Origin of the sequence: Vibrio sp. nBUS_14, assembly GCF_051201655.1 — a bacterium.
Taxonomy (GTDB): Bacteria; Pseudomonadota; Gammaproteobacteria; order Enterobacterales; family Vibrionaceae; genus Vibrio.
Window position 1 is genome coordinate 2724118 of the sequence record NZ_CP179206.1, and the last position, 14777, is coordinate 2738894.

Genomic DNA, 14777 nt, shown 5'->3' on the forward strand with positions numbered 1-14777 from the left:
AATGACTTAACTTGCTTAAAAAGCATACTTTTTCCATATGGAAATTATATTTATAGATTAGGAAACAGTTAACGGTGCAGCTCAACGCAGGTTTTAAGGTTTTCATCCCAATAAGTAGTTGGCGACCCGATATGATCTTTGATGAACTCAATCACTGCTGAAAGCTTCTTCGGCATGTTCTTTCTACTCGGATACACAGCGTAAAATGGCATCAGCTGACTCGCTCGCCATTCTGGTAATACTTGGATGAGCTTGCCCATTCTAAACTCTTCTTTGACTAAGTAAGTCGCCAGATAAGCAACGCCCCAACCCGATACTGCCGCATCTCGTACCGCCTCAGCCAAATCCACCGAATAGTCTCCCGCCACTTTCACACTGAGGTTTTCTTGGCCGTTATCAAATGCCCACGATGTGTAGTCCCGTTCACGGCTACGATAGATAAGGCAGTTATGGTCAATCAGATCAGATGGCACATGAGGAGTCCCTGCCTTAATCAGATAATCCGGTGAAGCCGCCACTACAAACTGACTGTCGGCTAAGCGCTGCGCAATATAACCTTCCGGTAAATCTTCATTGTTGGTGATCCAGAGATCCAGTCGCTCTTCAATCATATCCACTTTGTAGTCGAACAAATGCACTTCGATTCTCAGCTGAGGATAAAGCTGTCTGAGCTGATCAATTGCAGGAATGATATGCAGTGTGCCAAATGACTGAGACAAGCCTATGCGGAATATCCCAGAGATATCATCACGCTGGCTGTCCATATCCATTTGAGCCGCTTTCACCGTATTGAAGAGCTGCTCACAATGCTGATAAAACACTTCCCCTGCTTCAGTTAGTGTCAGGCTGCGTGTGGTTCTTTGCACTAGCTTGATACCTATCGAGTCTTCGAGAAAAGCAACTTGCTTACTGATGTGAGACACCGACACATTCAAACTTTTTGCTGCACTGGTAAAGCCTTCATGCTTGATTAACGCATGGAATATCACCATCTGTGCGGCTCTATCTGTTAGCACAAGACCACCTTAAAAATCTCTGAAATATAAAAGACAAAGGACTCCGAAGAGTCCTTTAGTTCGTTCTGCCTATAGTAGGCCAAATGCTATCAAAGCGACCTAGGGCTATTAACCAAATTAAGTCTGTTAATCAAACTTAATTCTGTCTGCTAGGTGGCTGACCGCCAAAGCAAAGTAGTAAGAACGATTCCACTTCATTAACACATTGTAGTTGTTGTAAATGAGGTACGAACGACCGGTTTCATCGTCTGGCATAATTAGCCAAGCTTTAATATCTTCATCAAGCGTTGGTAGTGGGCGATCGTCAAAGCGTTTAATACCGAGTTCAGACCACTCTTTTAAGTATTTCGCTTTGTCTTCACCTCGGCCTTGCATCTCGATAAACACGGTTGCCGGAACGTGAACCTGACGGCCCCACGTATATTTGTCATCCCAACCTGATTGGCTGAGATAATTAGCCGCCGAAGCAAATACATCTTCTTCAGTGCCCCAAATATCTTTCTTACCGTCGCCGTTACCGTCAGCGGCATAAGCTAAGAATGAGCTTGGCATAAACTGAGGCTGCCCCATCGCGCCAGCCCAAGAGCCTTTCATCTCTTTGGGTGCGATATGGCCTTGGTCAAGAATCGTTAACGCAGCCATCGCTTCGCTACGGAACAACGCTTCTCTGCGTCCTTCGTAAGCCATGGTGGTTAAAGCATCGATAACACTGTAATTACCCGTGAACTTGCCAAAATTACTTTCTACGCCCCATAGAGCGACAATGAACCTTGGTTGAACACCGTACTCGTCACCAATACGCTTTAACGCTGTGTAGTGTTTTTTGTAGAGCGATCTTGCCTGTTTCACTTTCCAATCTGGAACCGCACGTGGAATGTATTCATCCAGAGTCAGTTTCTTCTCAGGTTGGTTTTTATCGGCTTTGACTGCTCTCGGCTTAAACGTCACACCATCAAAGGCTTCTTCAATGATCGCTTCAGAAATGCCTTGTTCACGGCCTTGCTGCTTTAGTTTTTCTACATATTGTTCAAAGCTAAGCTCTTCAGCCTGTACTGAACCGATAGTCAGGCTATTACCCAATAGCAATGCTGACACGGCTAATAGGGTTTTAGAAAATTTACTCAACGATCATTCCTCCTTGAATTAGGTGGCTATCACTCTTCGTCTTGAACATTCTGCTGAGCTTTACGCTCTTTATGCAGTTCAAGTTCGTTAACCGGCGGAGGCGGAACCTGCAAAAAGAAACCATCGTTTTTTAGTGACTCTTTCACTTTTTCGATGCTGACTTGGGCAAGCGTGCGGCCTTCCATTTTAATTACCATTACAAAGCTAGGTTTACCAAACATTTGCATCAGTGCGTCAGGGACTTGTGAGAAATCATCCTTTTTCGGGATATAAAGGTATGTTCCTTCTTTTTTTGAGCTTTTATATATAGAACACAGCATGACAAACCTTTTTTAAATGTTTATGGCTACAAAACTCTCACTTGTGAGTTCAATAGTTTATGTTGATGAAATATTGGGGACAAAACGTTTATTTGACAACAAGATTACTTGCTGTGCTTGATTTGGGAATATAACATGATAAACCTAGTTTCAGGCAATGCCCTTTATCTTTAAGATGAAAGAAATTGTACCTATCCGCAATTGAGGTCCTGTAGTTTTCGATGTCTAGTAACCCAGATCTAAAAGGTAGCAGTTTCACGCTATCTGTTTTGCACTTATCCGATGATCAAGTCGAAAATGCAGTGTCTTTTCTTCAAGAGAAGGTAGACCAAGCACCCACTTTTTTTGCGGCTGCACCTGTTGTTATCAATATCAGCAAAGTCGCTGGCGATATTGATTTCGTACAGCTCAAAAATGGTATATCTCAAGCGGGCATGATCCCGGTTGGTGTAGCTGGTTGCTCAGATAAGCGCATGCAAAACTTAGCCAGGGACGCAGGTTTTGCCGTTATGACAGCGAGCAAGTCTCCCTCTCAAGCGCCGGCAAAAATGGCTCCGATTAAGGTGGTGAGAACCCCGATTCGTTCTGGTCAGCAAGTGTATGCCAAAGACGGTGACTTGCTGATTCTTAGCCACGTAAGTGCAGGCGCAGAAGTGATTGCCGATGGCAGCATCCATATTCATGGCACGCTACGCGGTCGTGCAATTGCAGGTGCAAGTGGTCAAACTGAAGCAAAAATAATTTGTAATGATTTACAAGCCGAGCTGGTTTCCATTGCAGGAAATTACTGGCTCAGCGATCAAATTGATAGCGAGTACTGGCAAAAGAAAACCATGTTCAGTATGGCAAACGATGTATTACACGTTGATGTCCTCGCAATATAAGAGAAATAAAAGGAAAAAAGAATGGCACGCATTATCGTTGTAACGTCAGGTAAAGGCGGGGTGGGCAAAACGACCTCCAGTGCAGCTATTGCCTCTGGCTTAGCTCTGAAAGGGAAGAAAACAGCGGTTATCGATTTTGATATCGGTCTGCGTAACCTAGATTTAATCATGGGTTGTGAGCGTCGTGTTGTGTACGACTTCGTTAACGTGATCAATGGTGAAGCGACGCTGAACCAAGCCATGATCAAAGACAAGCGCACAGAGAACCTATTCATTCTTCCTGCTTCTCAAACTCGTGATAAAGACGCATTGACGAAAGATGGCGTTCGTCGTGTATTTGATGAACTGGATGAAATGGGCTTTGATTTCATCATCTGTGATTCTCCTGCGGGTATCGAGCAAGGCGCTCTAATGGCGCTTTACTTTGCTGATGAAGCGATTGTAACCACCAACCCTGAAGTCTCTTCTGTACGAGATTCCGACCGTATTCTAGGTATTCTTGATTCTAAGTCTCGTCGTTCAGAAGACGGATTAGAGCCAGTGAAAACACACCTTCTATTGACTCGCTACAACCCAGCACGTGTAACTCAAGGTGAGATGCTCAGTGTTGAAGACGTTGAAGAAATCCTGCACATCTCTCTACTGGGTGTGATTCCAGAGAGCCAAGCAGTACTGAACGCGTCAAACAAGGGTGTGCCAGTTATCTTTGACGAAGCAACCGACGCAGGTATGGCTTACAATGATACTGTAGAGCGACTACTGGGTAGCCAAGTGGACTTCCGTTTCTTAACGGAACAGAAGAAAGGCATCTTCAAAAGACTGTTCGGGGGCTAATACGCAATGTCATTACTAGAGTTTTTCAGACCACAAAAAAAGACAACCGCAAACCTAGCCAAAGAACGTTTGCAGATCATTGTTGCAGAGCGACGCAGCCATGACGACCCAGCGCCGTCTTACCTGCCGCAACTAAAAGAAGACATCTTGAAGTGTATTGCGAAGTATGTTGAAGTCGATCCATCAATGGTTGATCTGACTTTCGAACACAAAGATGACGACATCTCAGTATTAGAGTTGAACGTTAAGCTTCCAGAAGAAGACCGATAAGTAAAGCCTAAGCTGTGCTTATCAATATTCAATAAAAAAGAGAGCCTAGGCTCTCTTTTTTATGTCTGAAACTTTTATCTCTGCAGCATTCGTTGCTAACTGAAGATATAAGGTTATTTAATTGCTTTATTTAGCTTCTCGCCAACGACATCTAGACGCCAACCTTGCATTACATCAGGTAGCTTCTCTGGGTTACGATCGTACTTCCAAATCCAGCTTAACACTTGGTTAAGTTGCTTCTTCGATGCCAAAAACTCAGTCGCTAAACCACTGTGCTGTGATGCTGTTTTCACTTCATCTTTCAACACTTTGAAGAGTTGCTTGTAACCTGGGTAGTCCATTAGACGTTCTACTGGCGCTGGGTACTCGTCTTCTGGTGTATGCTCAGCCAATTTCACGATTGAGCTGATCTTCGCACCATGGCGACGTACAGAGCGGTAATCAAAACCTTCCTGCTCCATATGCTTAGGGTCTTTCATTGCGAATCGAGCTACTGCCCATAGGTCTTGTTCTTTAAAGACAAAGTTCAACGCTAAATCACGCTTAATCGCTTCTTTTAAACGCCAAGTTGCTAGTGGTCTTAAAATGGCTAGCTGTTGAGGTTTTAGCTGCCACGCGCCTTTAATATCAAGGTAAGCGTTGTCTGGGTTTACTTTACGGATGCGCTTAGCCACTTGTAAATCAGACTCTTGTTGCGCCGCTTCCCACCAGCCCGCTTCCATCACTTTTTCGAGAAGCTTGTTGTACATTGGCATCAAGTAGTGAACGTCTGCCGCAGCATAGTCGAGTTGCTTTTGAGAAAGCGGACGCGCTAGCCAGTCGGTGCGAGATTCACTCTTATCTAGGTCAACGCCTACAAACTCAGAAACTAGCGCAGCAAAGCCAGTTGAAAGACCATGACCTAAGAAGGCTGCCATGATCTGCGTATCCACCATTGGTGTTGGCGTACAACCAAATGCGTTCTGGAAAACTTCCAGATCTTCGCCACACGCATGTAACACTTTCAGTACTGAAGTGTCTTTCAACAGCCCAACAAACGGGGTCATTTCATCAAGAGCAATAGGATCAATCAGTGACAGCGTTTCACCATCAAATAACTGAATTAAGCCTAATTGAGGATAATAGGTTCTTGTACGAACGAACTCTGTATCAAGCATAACAACATCGGCTTCACGTGCTTGTTGGCAAACTCGCTCAAGGTCTTTCACTTGGGTAATGATTTGATAATCCACAAAAACTCTCACTGATTTTACTTTGATCGCCGGATACAAAAATGCCGACATTAACTGTCGGCATTCTAACACCATTTTTCAGCGCTCGCTTAGATTAAGCGCCTGAATGGTTCCGGGTGCTAATTTCTCGCGAACCCGAGCATTACTCGCTTGCGCGTTTGGCAAGCTCTGCGTCGTTTTCTTCACGAAGCACTCGGCGCAAGATTTTGCCTACATTGGTTTTTGGTAGTTCTTCACGGAACTCAATCAATTTAGGGATCTTGTAGCCAGTTAAGTGTTCACGACAGTGCGTGATAATGTCTTCTTTGGTTAGGCTAGGGTCACGTTTCACAACGTAAATCTTAACCAGCTCACCAGACACCTCATGAGGTTGGCCGATAGCCGCAACTTCTAACACTTTCCCATGTAGAGCCACAACATCTTCAATCTCGTTCGGGTAAACGTTGAAGCCCGACACTAGAATCATGTCTTTCTTACGGTCTACGATGTACAACAAGCCTTCGTCATCAAACTTAACGATATCACCCGTCGATAACCAACCGTCTTGGTCGATCACTTCTTTGGTCGCTTCTGGACGCTGCCAGTAGCCTTGCATCACTTGAGGACCACGAACCTGCAATTCACCGACTTGGTCATTGCCAACCACTTTACCTTCATCATCAACAATACGAACTTCTGTCGATGGTACTGGTAGGCCGATTGCACCTGTGTAGTCTTTCAGATCGTATGGGTTACCTGTTACCAAAGGAGCACATTCGGTTAAACCATAGCCTTCAAGTAGGTGGACACCTGTCGCTTTCTTCCATTGCTCAGCAACAGCGCGTTGAACCGCCATACCGCCGCCAACAGATAAACGCATGTTACTGAAATCCAACTCGTAGAAATCTTCGTTATTCACGAGCGCATTGAACAAGGTGTTTACGCCAGTAATCGCGGTAAACGGAACCTTTTGTAGCTCTTTAATAAAGCCTGGAATGTCACGAGGGTTAGTAATCAGAAGGTTACGACCACCCATCTCAACAAACAGTAAGCAGTTCACAGTCAGTGCGAACACGTGGTAAAGCGGCAATGCGGTTACCACCAATTCTCGGCCTTCTTGCAGAACAGGGCTGTATGCCCCTTTCGCTTGAAGTACGTTCGCAATCATATTGCGGTGCGTTAGGATTGCGCCCTTCGCTACGCCCGTTGTACCACCGGTGTACTGTAGGAATGCGATGTCATCGCCAGCCATAAATGGCTTCACGTACTGTAGGCGACGGCCTTTATGCAATGCTTTCCTGAATGAGATAGCACCCGGCAGATCGTACTTAGGCACCATGCCTTTTACGTATTTCACTACGAAGTCGACAATCGTACCTTTTGCTCGTGGCAGCATTTGCCCCAAGCTGGTTAGCACAACGTGTTTAACCGGAGTTTTATCAACGACTTTTTCTAGCGTGCTCGCAAAGTTAGAAACGATAACAATCGCCTTTGCGCCAGAGTCATTCAGTTGGTGTTCAAGTTCACGAGGCGTGTACAGTGGATTGACGTTCACTGCAATCATACCGGCACGCAGTACACCAAAGAGTGCAATTGGGTATTGCAGCAGGTTTGGCATCATCAGCGCGACACGATCGCCTTTCTTCAGTTTTAGATCATTCTGTAAGTAAGCTGCAAAAGCACGACTGCGCTCTTCAAGCTTACGGAATGTCATGATAGACCCCATGTTCTCGAATGCTGGTTGGTCTGCGTACTTTTGTACCGACTGTTCGAACATTTCAATAAGAGATGGGTACTGATCTGGGTTGATCGTCTCTGGTACGTCACTTGGATAACGTGAAAGCCAAGGTTTGTCCACTATGTTACTCCTCGTTTATCAGCTGACGACTGCTTCGCCGCTTTTTATCATTGCGGTATTACAGCACAGCTTTAGTGCATGAGCACTAAAAGGCTCAAACACTTGTTTAAATTTTGTTAACTACACCAAGAATTAGCTCTGAGACTAGCTCTGGGCTCTCTAAATGGCAATGATGTCCGCCAGGAACAGTCTCTATATTCAGAGAACTATGAGCTGATTTGTAGCGATTATGCTGCAAATGTCGGAATCCATCATTTCCTAAAACTATTAATTGAGGGCATTCAATAGCCGCCATGATCGCTTCAGCATGCGCTTGTGACATTCGATATAACGAGTCACATTTTAGGTTAGGGTCGCATCGCCATCGCCAAAAGTTATCGAACTCGGCAATACCTTGATCATCAGTCGCTTGACTAAGAGCAACTTGAGCAGCAACAGCTCGATCAACAGTACTTAGCTTAACGATTCCTCGTTCAACAATAGGGGCAATAAGTTCTGCTTTGATTTGGTTGGCGTGAGCTCTCAGCTTAATAGCATCCTCAAGACTTGCTAGAGGACGTGAAGGCTTTCTTCGCTGTCGAAGACGACTGAGTACCCCATCCCTCAAGCGAGAGACTGTTTCGTGGGGAGCTTCTGAAAGAGGTCCATGACCTTCAATTTGAATTAATCCTGACACCTTTTCAGGAAAGGCAGCACTATAGCAACTTGCGATCAATGCACCAAGTGAATGTCCTACTAGTACCAGTCTTTTTGGTGATAATTTAGCCACAAACTGATGCAAATCATCAATATAGTCGTGAAACGGATAGTAACTGCCCGACTTATGCGATGAGAAGCCATGACCAAAGAGATCTATCGCAACTAGATGAGAGTTTGGTGAAAGTACTTCTAGATTCGAGATAACAGAAGAGAAACTCGCGGAGTTATCTAACCACCCATGAATAAAAACGACCGTCGTAGCGGTCGTTTCTGGGTTACCAATCTGTTGTGTTGCAAGCGTCCCGCTCGCAAGGGAATATGACTTTTCAATCATCGAGAGTTTGTCGCCCTTAAATTGTTCTATTCATCGAGTTCACATAACTCGACTATTCCACGTCTTGAATCACACGTCCGTGCTTAGGCATTGTCTGAAAACTACGACAGTGCAAGCTTCGGCAAGAGTAATACGTTGGAGCGAAGTCGTTGATGACGACTCTTTCCGTGATTTGCCATAAGCGTTGATTGTAAACGTTCATCACTGGGAAGGTGTAAGGATAATCACCAATGGTACCATCTTCAGTGCCATTCGATTTACCCACTAAGGTCACTAAACGGCCTTCAGAAAAACTTAATGGTTCAACATACCCGTTAATGTAAGCGACAAAGCGCCCTTTTGGCTCGGCATCAATATCTGGCTTACCGTTACTTGAGATAGGCAAGTTAACCACTTCAACACGAGTCTTATCTTGCATGTTCGTAACTTTAGCAATCACACCACCTAAGCGAACATCGCCAGCGTCTGGCACTGTGTTTACCCACTCTTGGTAGTCAGTCACGACTTGTTCAGAGTTTGCATTAAGTTCTTTAGGCAAAGAGGAGCAGCCCATTACCATCGAAGAGAAAGCGACAAGGAAAAGTAAGCGAGATTTAGAAATGAGAGAAAACATAATGCTGGTCCTTAGAACAGGATAAATAAAAGCACAAAGCTAGATATAAATATCGACCCCAATAAGCTTAGCAAGTTCCTCTTTTTTAGCTTGATTCATCACATCCATATACTCTTCCATCGCACGGCGTCCACGTCCTTCTGGAAGATCATATTGAACCTGAGCTTTGTGAATCTCAAATTCTTTGACTTGGCGAATGGAATGCGAGACAGCATTCGCGACCTTAGTTGGCTGACCAACTGAGGTTTTTGCATCGCCTTTTTTTACCTCGTTCTTTTTATTGGTTCGATTGGTTTTGGATGTGTTGCCTATCGAAGAAGGAGGTAAGCCGTTTATTGAAACCATGCTTAAGGAATTTTGTACCTAATTTTAATGATTTTGTATCTGTTGTAATTTTGGATCTGCAAAGTGAATACAGAGCCAAAATAATACGTATTTACTCGCGACCTGGCAGTTTCTTCCACGTCACTTTATCACGTAGGTAAACTGGCTCAGATTCTTCAGCTGCAACCGCTTTACCTTCTGCATAAGCAAATTGAGCAAGGAACGCCATATCTTGAGCTTCTGGGAACAGAACCTCACACGCTTTAGTGTTGATCGCTAGTGTATCCATGTGCTCGGCGTATGCTTCCCAACCAGTGCCTACTTTTGCCCATGTCTCAGAATCCACTTCAAGCTGCGCAGCCAATTCGCTTGGAGGTGTGACACATTCAGCATCAACTGCAGTCCAACGACCATCTTGTTCACGGCTGTAACGAGCCCAGTACACTTCACTCATACGCGCATCAATCGCTGTTGCTACATGAGTTTCACCAAATTTACGGTAGCTACCCTGCGCCATCGCTGCCAGTGTTGACACACCGATCATCGGTAAATCAGCACCAAAAGCTAAGCCTTGAGCAATACCAATACCAATGCGTACACCCGTGAAGCTGCCTGGGCCTTGGCCAAACGCGATTGCGTCGATATCGGTTAAAGCGATGTTCGCTTCTTTCAGGACTTCATCAACCATAGGTAGAATTTTTTTCGTATGGTCTCGAGGAGCCTCTTCGCTACGTGCGAACACCTGGTCACCCATTACTAGTGCAACTGAACAGTTTTCAGTTGCGGTATCTACTGCAAGAATTTTCGCGCTCATTCGTGTCTCAAATATTCGTTATCTAATCTAAAAATAATGGCTAAACTCAACAATGCCAATTACTCAGCAGCGGTTGAATGGAATTTAGCTAAGAATTCTTTAATGATCCCTAAGTCACGGGTACGTGGGATAGGCGGTAAACTCGCCAAAAACACACCACCGTAATCACGGGTCACCAAACGGTTATCGCAAATAATCAAAGCGCCATTATCACGCTTATCACGTATTAATCGGCCAACACCTTGTTTCAAGGTAATCACTGCGTCTGGCAACTGCACTTGTGCAAAAGGATCACCCCCTTTTAGCTTACAGTCCTCGATTCGAGCCTTAAGTAACGGGTCGTCTGGGGCGGTAAAGGGCAATTTATCGATGATAACACAGCTTAATGCGTCGCCCCTAACATCGATCCCCTCCCAGAATGCCCCCGTGGCCACCAGCAATGCGTTACCTAATTCCATGAATTCCGCTAAGGTTTTTTGCTTACTGGTCTCACCTTGCAATAGAACGGGTACACTAAGCGTTTCACGGAAGCGCTCGCCTAACTCTTTCATCATGCTGTGTGAGGTACACAAGAAGAAACAACGACCTTGGTTTTGCTCAATCACAGGAGCCAGCATTCTGACTAATTTATCAGCCAAGCCCGGGCTATTTGGCTCTGGAAGGTAGCGAGGCACACACAAGCGTGCCTGATTCGGATAATCAAATGGGCTCGGCAGTGAAAACTGTGCTGACGGCTTTAATCCAAGTCGAGAGGTGAAGTGATCGAAATCATCCGACACCGCTAGCGTTGCTGAAGTAAACACCCAAGCACCCGGTTTAAGCTCGATTTGTTCGTGGAATTTATCGGCAACCGAAAGAGGCGTGATGTGCAAAGCAAATTGTCGTGGCGTTGTGTCATACCAATAGGAATAACCGGTAATCGACACATCACACACACGTTCGATACGCGACTTAATCATAGTTGCACGCTCGAAAGCCGTGTCTAACAACTGGCTTCGACCCAATGCTAATTTCAATACATCCACAGCCAGTTGCAACGCATCTTGTAAACGTACTAGCTCTCTCGCAATCGACTCTGACTTCAACGCCTCACGCCAGTTACCACGAAATCCTGTGTCGCCGAGCACAATACGTAGGTCAGCAGCTGATTGAATGAGCCTCTCGCCAACCTTTTGCAACTGACGCATGTCTTTGGCTTCAGTTCGATAAGCAATTTCAATGTCTTTAGCTAGTTCTTGGATTTGTCGACTGGATACTGATTGTCCGAAATACTGACTGGCAATATCAGGAAGTTGATGTGCTTCATCGAAGATAAACACATCGGCTTCAGGTATCAGCTCACCAAACCCAGTTTCTTTAATCGCTAAATCCGCGAGGAACAAGTGGTGGTTTACCACGACAACATCCGAATCCATCGCTTTTTTACGCGCTTTCAGCACAAAGCAATCGGTGTAGCTTGGGCATTCTTTACCTAAGCAGTTGTCGTTAGTTGAAGTGATAGTTGGGATAACTGGGCTATCTTCAGCAATGTCATCACAATCGCCTAAGTCACCCGTTTGTGTCGCCGACGACCAGCTGCGCACTTTCACCAACTGCGCTAACAATGTTGGATCGGTATGAGTGCCATGACTTTCGATCATCTGGCGGCTCAAACGGTCTAAACACAAATAGTTTGAACGGCCTTTCAGCAGAGCAACCTGACCATAAAAGCCAAGCGCATCGACCATCAATGGCAAATCGCGATGGAACAACTGCTCTTGAAGATTTTTAGACCCCGTACTGATAATAGTTTTCTTGCCACTTAGCAGCGCTGGCACGAGGTAAGCAAACGTCTTACCGGTACCTGTCCCCGCCTCAACAACCAATTGGCTTTGTTGCTCAATGGCTTGTGAGACCGCTTCAGCCATATCCAACTGAGCTTGTCGTGGTTGAAATCCAGGGATCGCTTTACCCAGGGCACCATCAGCAGAAAACGTTTTAGATATCATAGAGTACGTGGTTTAGAAAAATAGAAGGAGAATTATGGCAGGTTTAGTGACCCGGTGCGAATCAGAAATGACTGCGCACCGGAGGTGTCTATCGAATAGAACATGGCAGGCTAAGTGCTTCTTATCAACCTAGCCCAAAACAAATGAAAGGGTTGTTTAACTACTTACGATTCAAATAACGAGACAACCAAGGCGCACCAGTAAAGTCGGTATCACTTGATTGCATGGCTTTAGCAGCATCAGTCGGAGAGGCCTTGCTTTCCCACATTTCATCAAGAACGTTGCCGTCCACCTGAACATCACCAACTAATGAATTTACACGCTTACAATATAACTTTTTCGCTAGTAACTCTTTATCCATAAATGATCACCTATGCATGGCTGAAAATGTTGGCTCGCTCTAGTGGGACTTGACCGAGAATGTCGGTTAAAACCGTCAGAAATCTAACCTCACCTGAATTTATTAAGCCTCTCAATTTATTAATCCCCTAATGAACGGTAGATTTTGTTGAAACCAAATTGATAATAGATTAATTATAACGGTGATATTGCGGCTCAGTTCACCGTTCGACGGCCTGCATTAAATTTTGAAAAATCCCGATTTCATATAATAAGTGCAACATTTCATGGAAGTAAGATGCAAATGGAAAGAAAAACTTTATTAACACATTGTACTGACGCCCCGGGCCTCATCTCAAAGATCACCAACATTTGTTACAAGCACCAACTCAACATTATTCACAACAATGAGTTCGTTGATAATACTAGTGGCCACTTCTTTATGCGTACCGAGTTAGAGGGTTACTTCAATGACGAAACCTTACTTGCCGATTTAGATCAAGCGCTACCAGAAAAGACAAAACGTAAACTTGTTGATTCATCTCGTAAGCGTGTCGTGATACTCGTGACTAAAGAAGCGCATTGCCTTGGCGATATTCTGATGAAGAACTTCGATGGCAGTTTGGATGTAGAAATTGCCGCTGTAGTTGGCAACTACGATACTCTGCAAAGCTTAACCGAGCGTTTTGATATTCCTTATCATCATGTTTCTCACGAGGGGTTAAACCGTGAAGAACATGAGAAGAAGATGCTTGAAGTGATTGACCAGTATGAGGCGGACTATCTGGTTCTTGCTAAATACATGCGAGTGCTGACTCCGGGCTTTGTTGAGAAGTACAACCACAAGATCATCAACATTCACCACAGTTTCTTGCCAGCATTCATTGGTGCTAAACCATACCAGCAAGCTTATGAGCGCGGCGTAAAAATTATTGGCGCTACAGCACACTTCGTGACAAACGATCTCGATGAAGGTCCAATCATCAAGCAAGACGTGATCCCAGTGGATCACAACTTTAGCGCGAAAGACATGGCTCAAGCGGGTCGTGACGTCGAGAAAAACGTATTGAGTAAGGCTCTAAACAAAGTGATCAATGATCATGTGTTTGTTTACGGCAACAAGACTGTAATTCTGTAATTCTGTAATTCTGTAATTCTGTAATTCTGTAATTCTGTAATTCTGTAATTCTGAGCTTAAAAGCGATTTACAGTAAGACTTCCAGTTAGAACCCAATAAAAAACGCGCAACAGGGTTAACCCATTGCGCGTTTTTTGTATCTGGTTATTAGCCTAGCTTTTAGAGATTCCCGATTACGCTCCTTCGTCGCTATCGGGAATGACGAATTCAGCCATGAATCTTCTAACTGTAGACTCTGACATACGCCCTCGAACGCTCAGTCAGCACCTAAAGATAGACTTTGGCAAAGACTATCAAGCACCCCGTCATTTCGACGAGCCTAGGCAAAATCAGGAATCTATTACCAACAACTCTATACTTAAATTAAGCTTGTTCAGATTCAACAATCTTCTTCAAAGAGTGTGGATGCAGTTTGATGCAAATTCCTTGATGCTTGAATGCAACCGTTGGGTTATTCAAACGTTCACCCTCTCCTTTCGGACTAGAGAGTTTTGTCTTAACGCCTTGGTCAGCCAAAGTTTCAAACTTAGCGGCAAACTGTGGGTAGGTTTCTTTAAGATCCGCTAGATACTCATCGGTCGTTTGCGCGTGAGAAGGTATCACGAACTCAACATGCTCCCAGTCCTGAGATGGGTAAACTTTACCTTTTGCAGGGTACGGAAGCTCTAAGCACTCAATCTTCCAGCCAAGGCTTTGCAATGGTTCATCGAAAGCCAACACCACAATTGGACGACCGTTAATCATCGCTTCTGAAATCGTAGAGCCGTATTCAGACCATGCTTGATGTGCTGATTTCGCAAGCTCAGGTTCATTGATTCTTAATGCAATATGATCCGCTTGAGCAAAGCTTAAATCCAAACCCAATGTATTCCCTAGGTTCTCAATTTTCGCCATAAACGTATCAAGGCGCGCAATCATTTGTTGTGGTTCTAGTTCGGCTTGCTTCAGGCTCATCGTCATTGTCTTTGTTCTCCAAATAATGGCTGCATGGTATCAGTTTTACTTTCAGC

The 14777-nt window shown here is 44.7% G+C and carries 16 protein-coding genes; 4 read left to right on the forward strand and 12 right to left on the reverse strand.

Features of this window, described 5'->3' with window-relative positions:
- Window positions 1-68: 68 nt before the first annotated feature.
- The 3 genes from ACMAZD_RS12780 to ACMAZD_RS12790 all read right to left on the reverse strand — a co-directional run bounded on the left by ACMAZD_RS12780 (window position 69) and on the right by ACMAZD_RS12790 (window position 2461).
- A complete protein-coding gene (locus ACMAZD_RS12780; RefSeq protein ID WP_080585210.1) occupies window positions 69-992 on the reverse strand; it encodes a LysR family transcriptional regulator in 924 nt (307 codons plus the stop codon).
- A 150-nt stretch (window positions 993-1142) separates the two neighbouring features.
- Entirely contained in the window at window positions 1143-2141 is a 999-nt protein-coding gene (locus tag ACMAZD_RS12785; RefSeq protein WP_017106145.1) for a lytic murein transglycosylase, read from the reverse strand.
- A gap of 29 nt (window positions 2142-2170) precedes the next feature.
- Entirely contained in the window at window positions 2171-2461 is a 291-nt protein-coding gene (locus ACMAZD_RS12790) for a YcgL domain-containing protein (protein ID WP_017110315.1), read from the reverse strand.
- Window positions 2462-2682: 221 nt separating this feature from the next.
- Between ACMAZD_RS12790 and minC the strand changes: the two genes are divergently transcribed.
- Genes minC through minE form a run of 3 tightly spaced genes read left to right on the forward strand, consistent with a single transcriptional unit; the run spans window position 2683 to window position 4449 of the window.
- Entirely contained in the window at window positions 2683-3345 is a 663-nt protein-coding gene (gene minC, locus ACMAZD_RS12795; protein ID WP_004734174.1) for a septum site-determining protein MinC, read from the forward strand.
- A gap of 21 nt (window positions 3346-3366) precedes the next feature.
- Entirely contained in the window at window positions 3367-4179 is an 813-nt protein-coding gene (gene minD, locus ACMAZD_RS12800; protein ID WP_009848498.1) for a septum site-determining protein MinD, read from the forward strand.
- Between the two features lie 6 nt (window positions 4180-4185).
- Window positions 4186-4449, forward strand: a complete 264-nt coding sequence (gene minE, locus ACMAZD_RS12805) for a cell division topological specificity factor MinE (protein ID WP_010436847.1) — start codon at window positions 4186-4188, stop codon at window positions 4447-4449.
- Between the two features lie 113 nt (window positions 4450-4562).
- Here minE and rnd read toward each other — a convergent pair whose 3' ends face one another.
- The 8 genes from rnd to ACMAZD_RS12845 all read right to left on the reverse strand — a co-directional run bounded on the left by rnd (window position 4563) and on the right by ACMAZD_RS12845 (window position 12651).
- Window positions 4563-5681 (reverse strand): ribonuclease D, encoded by a 1119-nt coding sequence (rnd, locus tag ACMAZD_RS12810; RefSeq protein ID WP_435247508.1) that lies wholly within the window; start codon window positions 5679-5681, stop codon window positions 4563-4565.
- 142 nt (window positions 5682-5823) lie between these two features.
- The gene (fadD, locus tag ACMAZD_RS12815) at window positions 5824-7518 is read right to left on the reverse strand and encodes a long-chain-fatty-acid--CoA ligase FadD (protein WP_435247509.1); all 1695 of its coding nucleotides are present in this window, start codon (window positions 7516-7518) and stop codon (window positions 5824-5826) included.
- Between the two features lie 106 nt (window positions 7519-7624).
- Window positions 7625-8551: an alpha/beta fold hydrolase gene (locus ACMAZD_RS12820; protein WP_435247510.1), complete on the reverse strand. Its 927-nt coding sequence runs from the start codon at window positions 8549-8551 to the stop codon at window positions 7625-7627.
- A 52-nt stretch (window positions 8552-8603) separates the two neighbouring features.
- Entirely contained in the window at window positions 8604-9164 is a 561-nt protein-coding gene (locus ACMAZD_RS12825) for a Slp family lipoprotein (RefSeq protein ID WP_435247511.1), read from the reverse strand.
- Between the two features lie 39 nt (window positions 9165-9203).
- Window positions 9204-9509, reverse strand: a complete 306-nt coding sequence (locus ACMAZD_RS12830; protein WP_435247512.1) for a chromosome partitioning protein ParA — start codon at window positions 9507-9509, stop codon at window positions 9204-9206.
- Between the two features lie 91 nt (window positions 9510-9600).
- Window positions 9601-10302 carry a tRNA (adenosine(37)-N6)-threonylcarbamoyltransferase complex dimerization subunit type 1 TsaB gene (gene tsaB, locus ACMAZD_RS12835; protein WP_017074519.1) on the reverse strand — a complete coding sequence of 234 codons (702 nt, stop codon included), beginning with the start codon at window positions 10300-10302 and terminating at the stop codon, window positions 9601-9603.
- A gap of 59 nt (window positions 10303-10361) precedes the next feature.
- Entirely contained in the window at window positions 10362-12290 is a 1929-nt protein-coding gene (locus ACMAZD_RS12840; protein ID WP_435247513.1) for an ATP-dependent DNA helicase, read from the reverse strand.
- A 160-nt stretch (window positions 12291-12450) separates the two neighbouring features.
- On the reverse strand, window positions 12451-12651 hold the full coding sequence (locus ACMAZD_RS12845; RefSeq protein WP_017079481.1) for a hypothetical protein: 201 nt from the start codon (window positions 12649-12651) through the stop codon (window positions 12451-12453).
- A gap of 282 nt (window positions 12652-12933) precedes the next feature.
- On the opposite strand from ACMAZD_RS12845, the gene purU reads away from it, so the two are divergent.
- Entirely contained in the window at window positions 12934-13767 is an 834-nt protein-coding gene (gene purU / locus ACMAZD_RS12850; RefSeq protein WP_026012229.1) for a formyltetrahydrofolate deformylase, read from the forward strand.
- A 363-nt stretch (window positions 13768-14130) separates the two neighbouring features.
- On the opposite strand, the gene ACMAZD_RS12855 is transcribed toward purU, so the two are convergent.
- Complete coding sequence (locus tag ACMAZD_RS12855; protein ID WP_435247514.1) at window positions 14131-14727, reverse strand: VOC family protein; 597 nt, start codon at window positions 14725-14727, stop codon at window positions 14131-14133.
- Between the last annotated feature and the right edge of the window lie 50 nt (window positions 14728-14777).

What these genes read in the sequence shown, in the direction of transcription:
- ACMAZD_RS12780 (WP_080585210.1), bottom strand. Translation starts at nt 992, where the DNA reads ATGGTGATATTCCATGCGTTAATCAAGCATGAAGGCTTTACCAGTGCA.
- ACMAZD_RS12790 (WP_017110315.1), bottom strand. Translation starts at nt 2,461, where the DNA reads ATGCTGTGTTCTATATATAAAAGCTCAAAAAAAGAAGGAACATACCTT.
- minC (WP_004734174.1), top strand. Translation starts at nt 2,683, where the DNA reads ATGTCTAGTAACCCAGATCTAAAAGGTAGCAGTTTCACGCTATCTGTT.
- minD (WP_009848498.1), top strand. Translation starts at nt 3,367, where the DNA reads ATGGCACGCATTATCGTTGTAACGTCAGGTAAAGGCGGGGTGGGCAAA.
- minE (WP_010436847.1), top strand. Translation starts at nt 4,186, where the DNA reads ATGTCATTACTAGAGTTTTTCAGACCACAAAAAAAGACAACCGCAAAC.
- ACMAZD_RS12820 (WP_435247510.1), bottom strand. Translation starts at nt 8,551, where the DNA reads ATGATTGAAAAGTCATATTCCCTTGCGAGCGGGACGCTTGCAACACAA.
- ACMAZD_RS12825 (WP_435247511.1), bottom strand. Translation starts at nt 9,164, where the DNA reads ATGTTTTCTCTCATTTCTAAATCTCGCTTACTTTTCCTTGTCGCTTTC.
- ACMAZD_RS12830 (WP_435247512.1), bottom strand. Translation starts at nt 9,509, where the DNA reads ATGGTTTCAATAAACGGCTTACCTCCTTCTTCGATAGGCAACACATCC.
- tsaB (WP_017074519.1), bottom strand. Translation starts at nt 10,302, where the DNA reads ATGAGCGCGAAAATTCTTGCAGTAGATACCGCAACTGAAAACTGTTCA.
- ACMAZD_RS12840 (WP_435247513.1), bottom strand. Translation starts at nt 12,290, where the DNA reads ATGATATCTAAAACGTTTTCTGCTGATGGTGCCCTGGGTAAAGCGATC.
- ACMAZD_RS12845 (WP_017079481.1), bottom strand. Translation starts at nt 12,651, where the DNA reads ATGGATAAAGAGTTACTAGCGAAAAAGTTATATTGTAAGCGTGTAAAT.
- purU (WP_026012229.1), top strand. Translation starts at nt 12,934, where the DNA reads ATGGAAAGAAAAACTTTATTAACACATTGTACTGACGCCCCGGGCCTC.
- ACMAZD_RS12855 (WP_435247514.1), bottom strand. Translation starts at nt 14,727, where the DNA reads ATGACGATGAGCCTGAAGCAAGCCGAACTAGAACCACAACAAATGATT.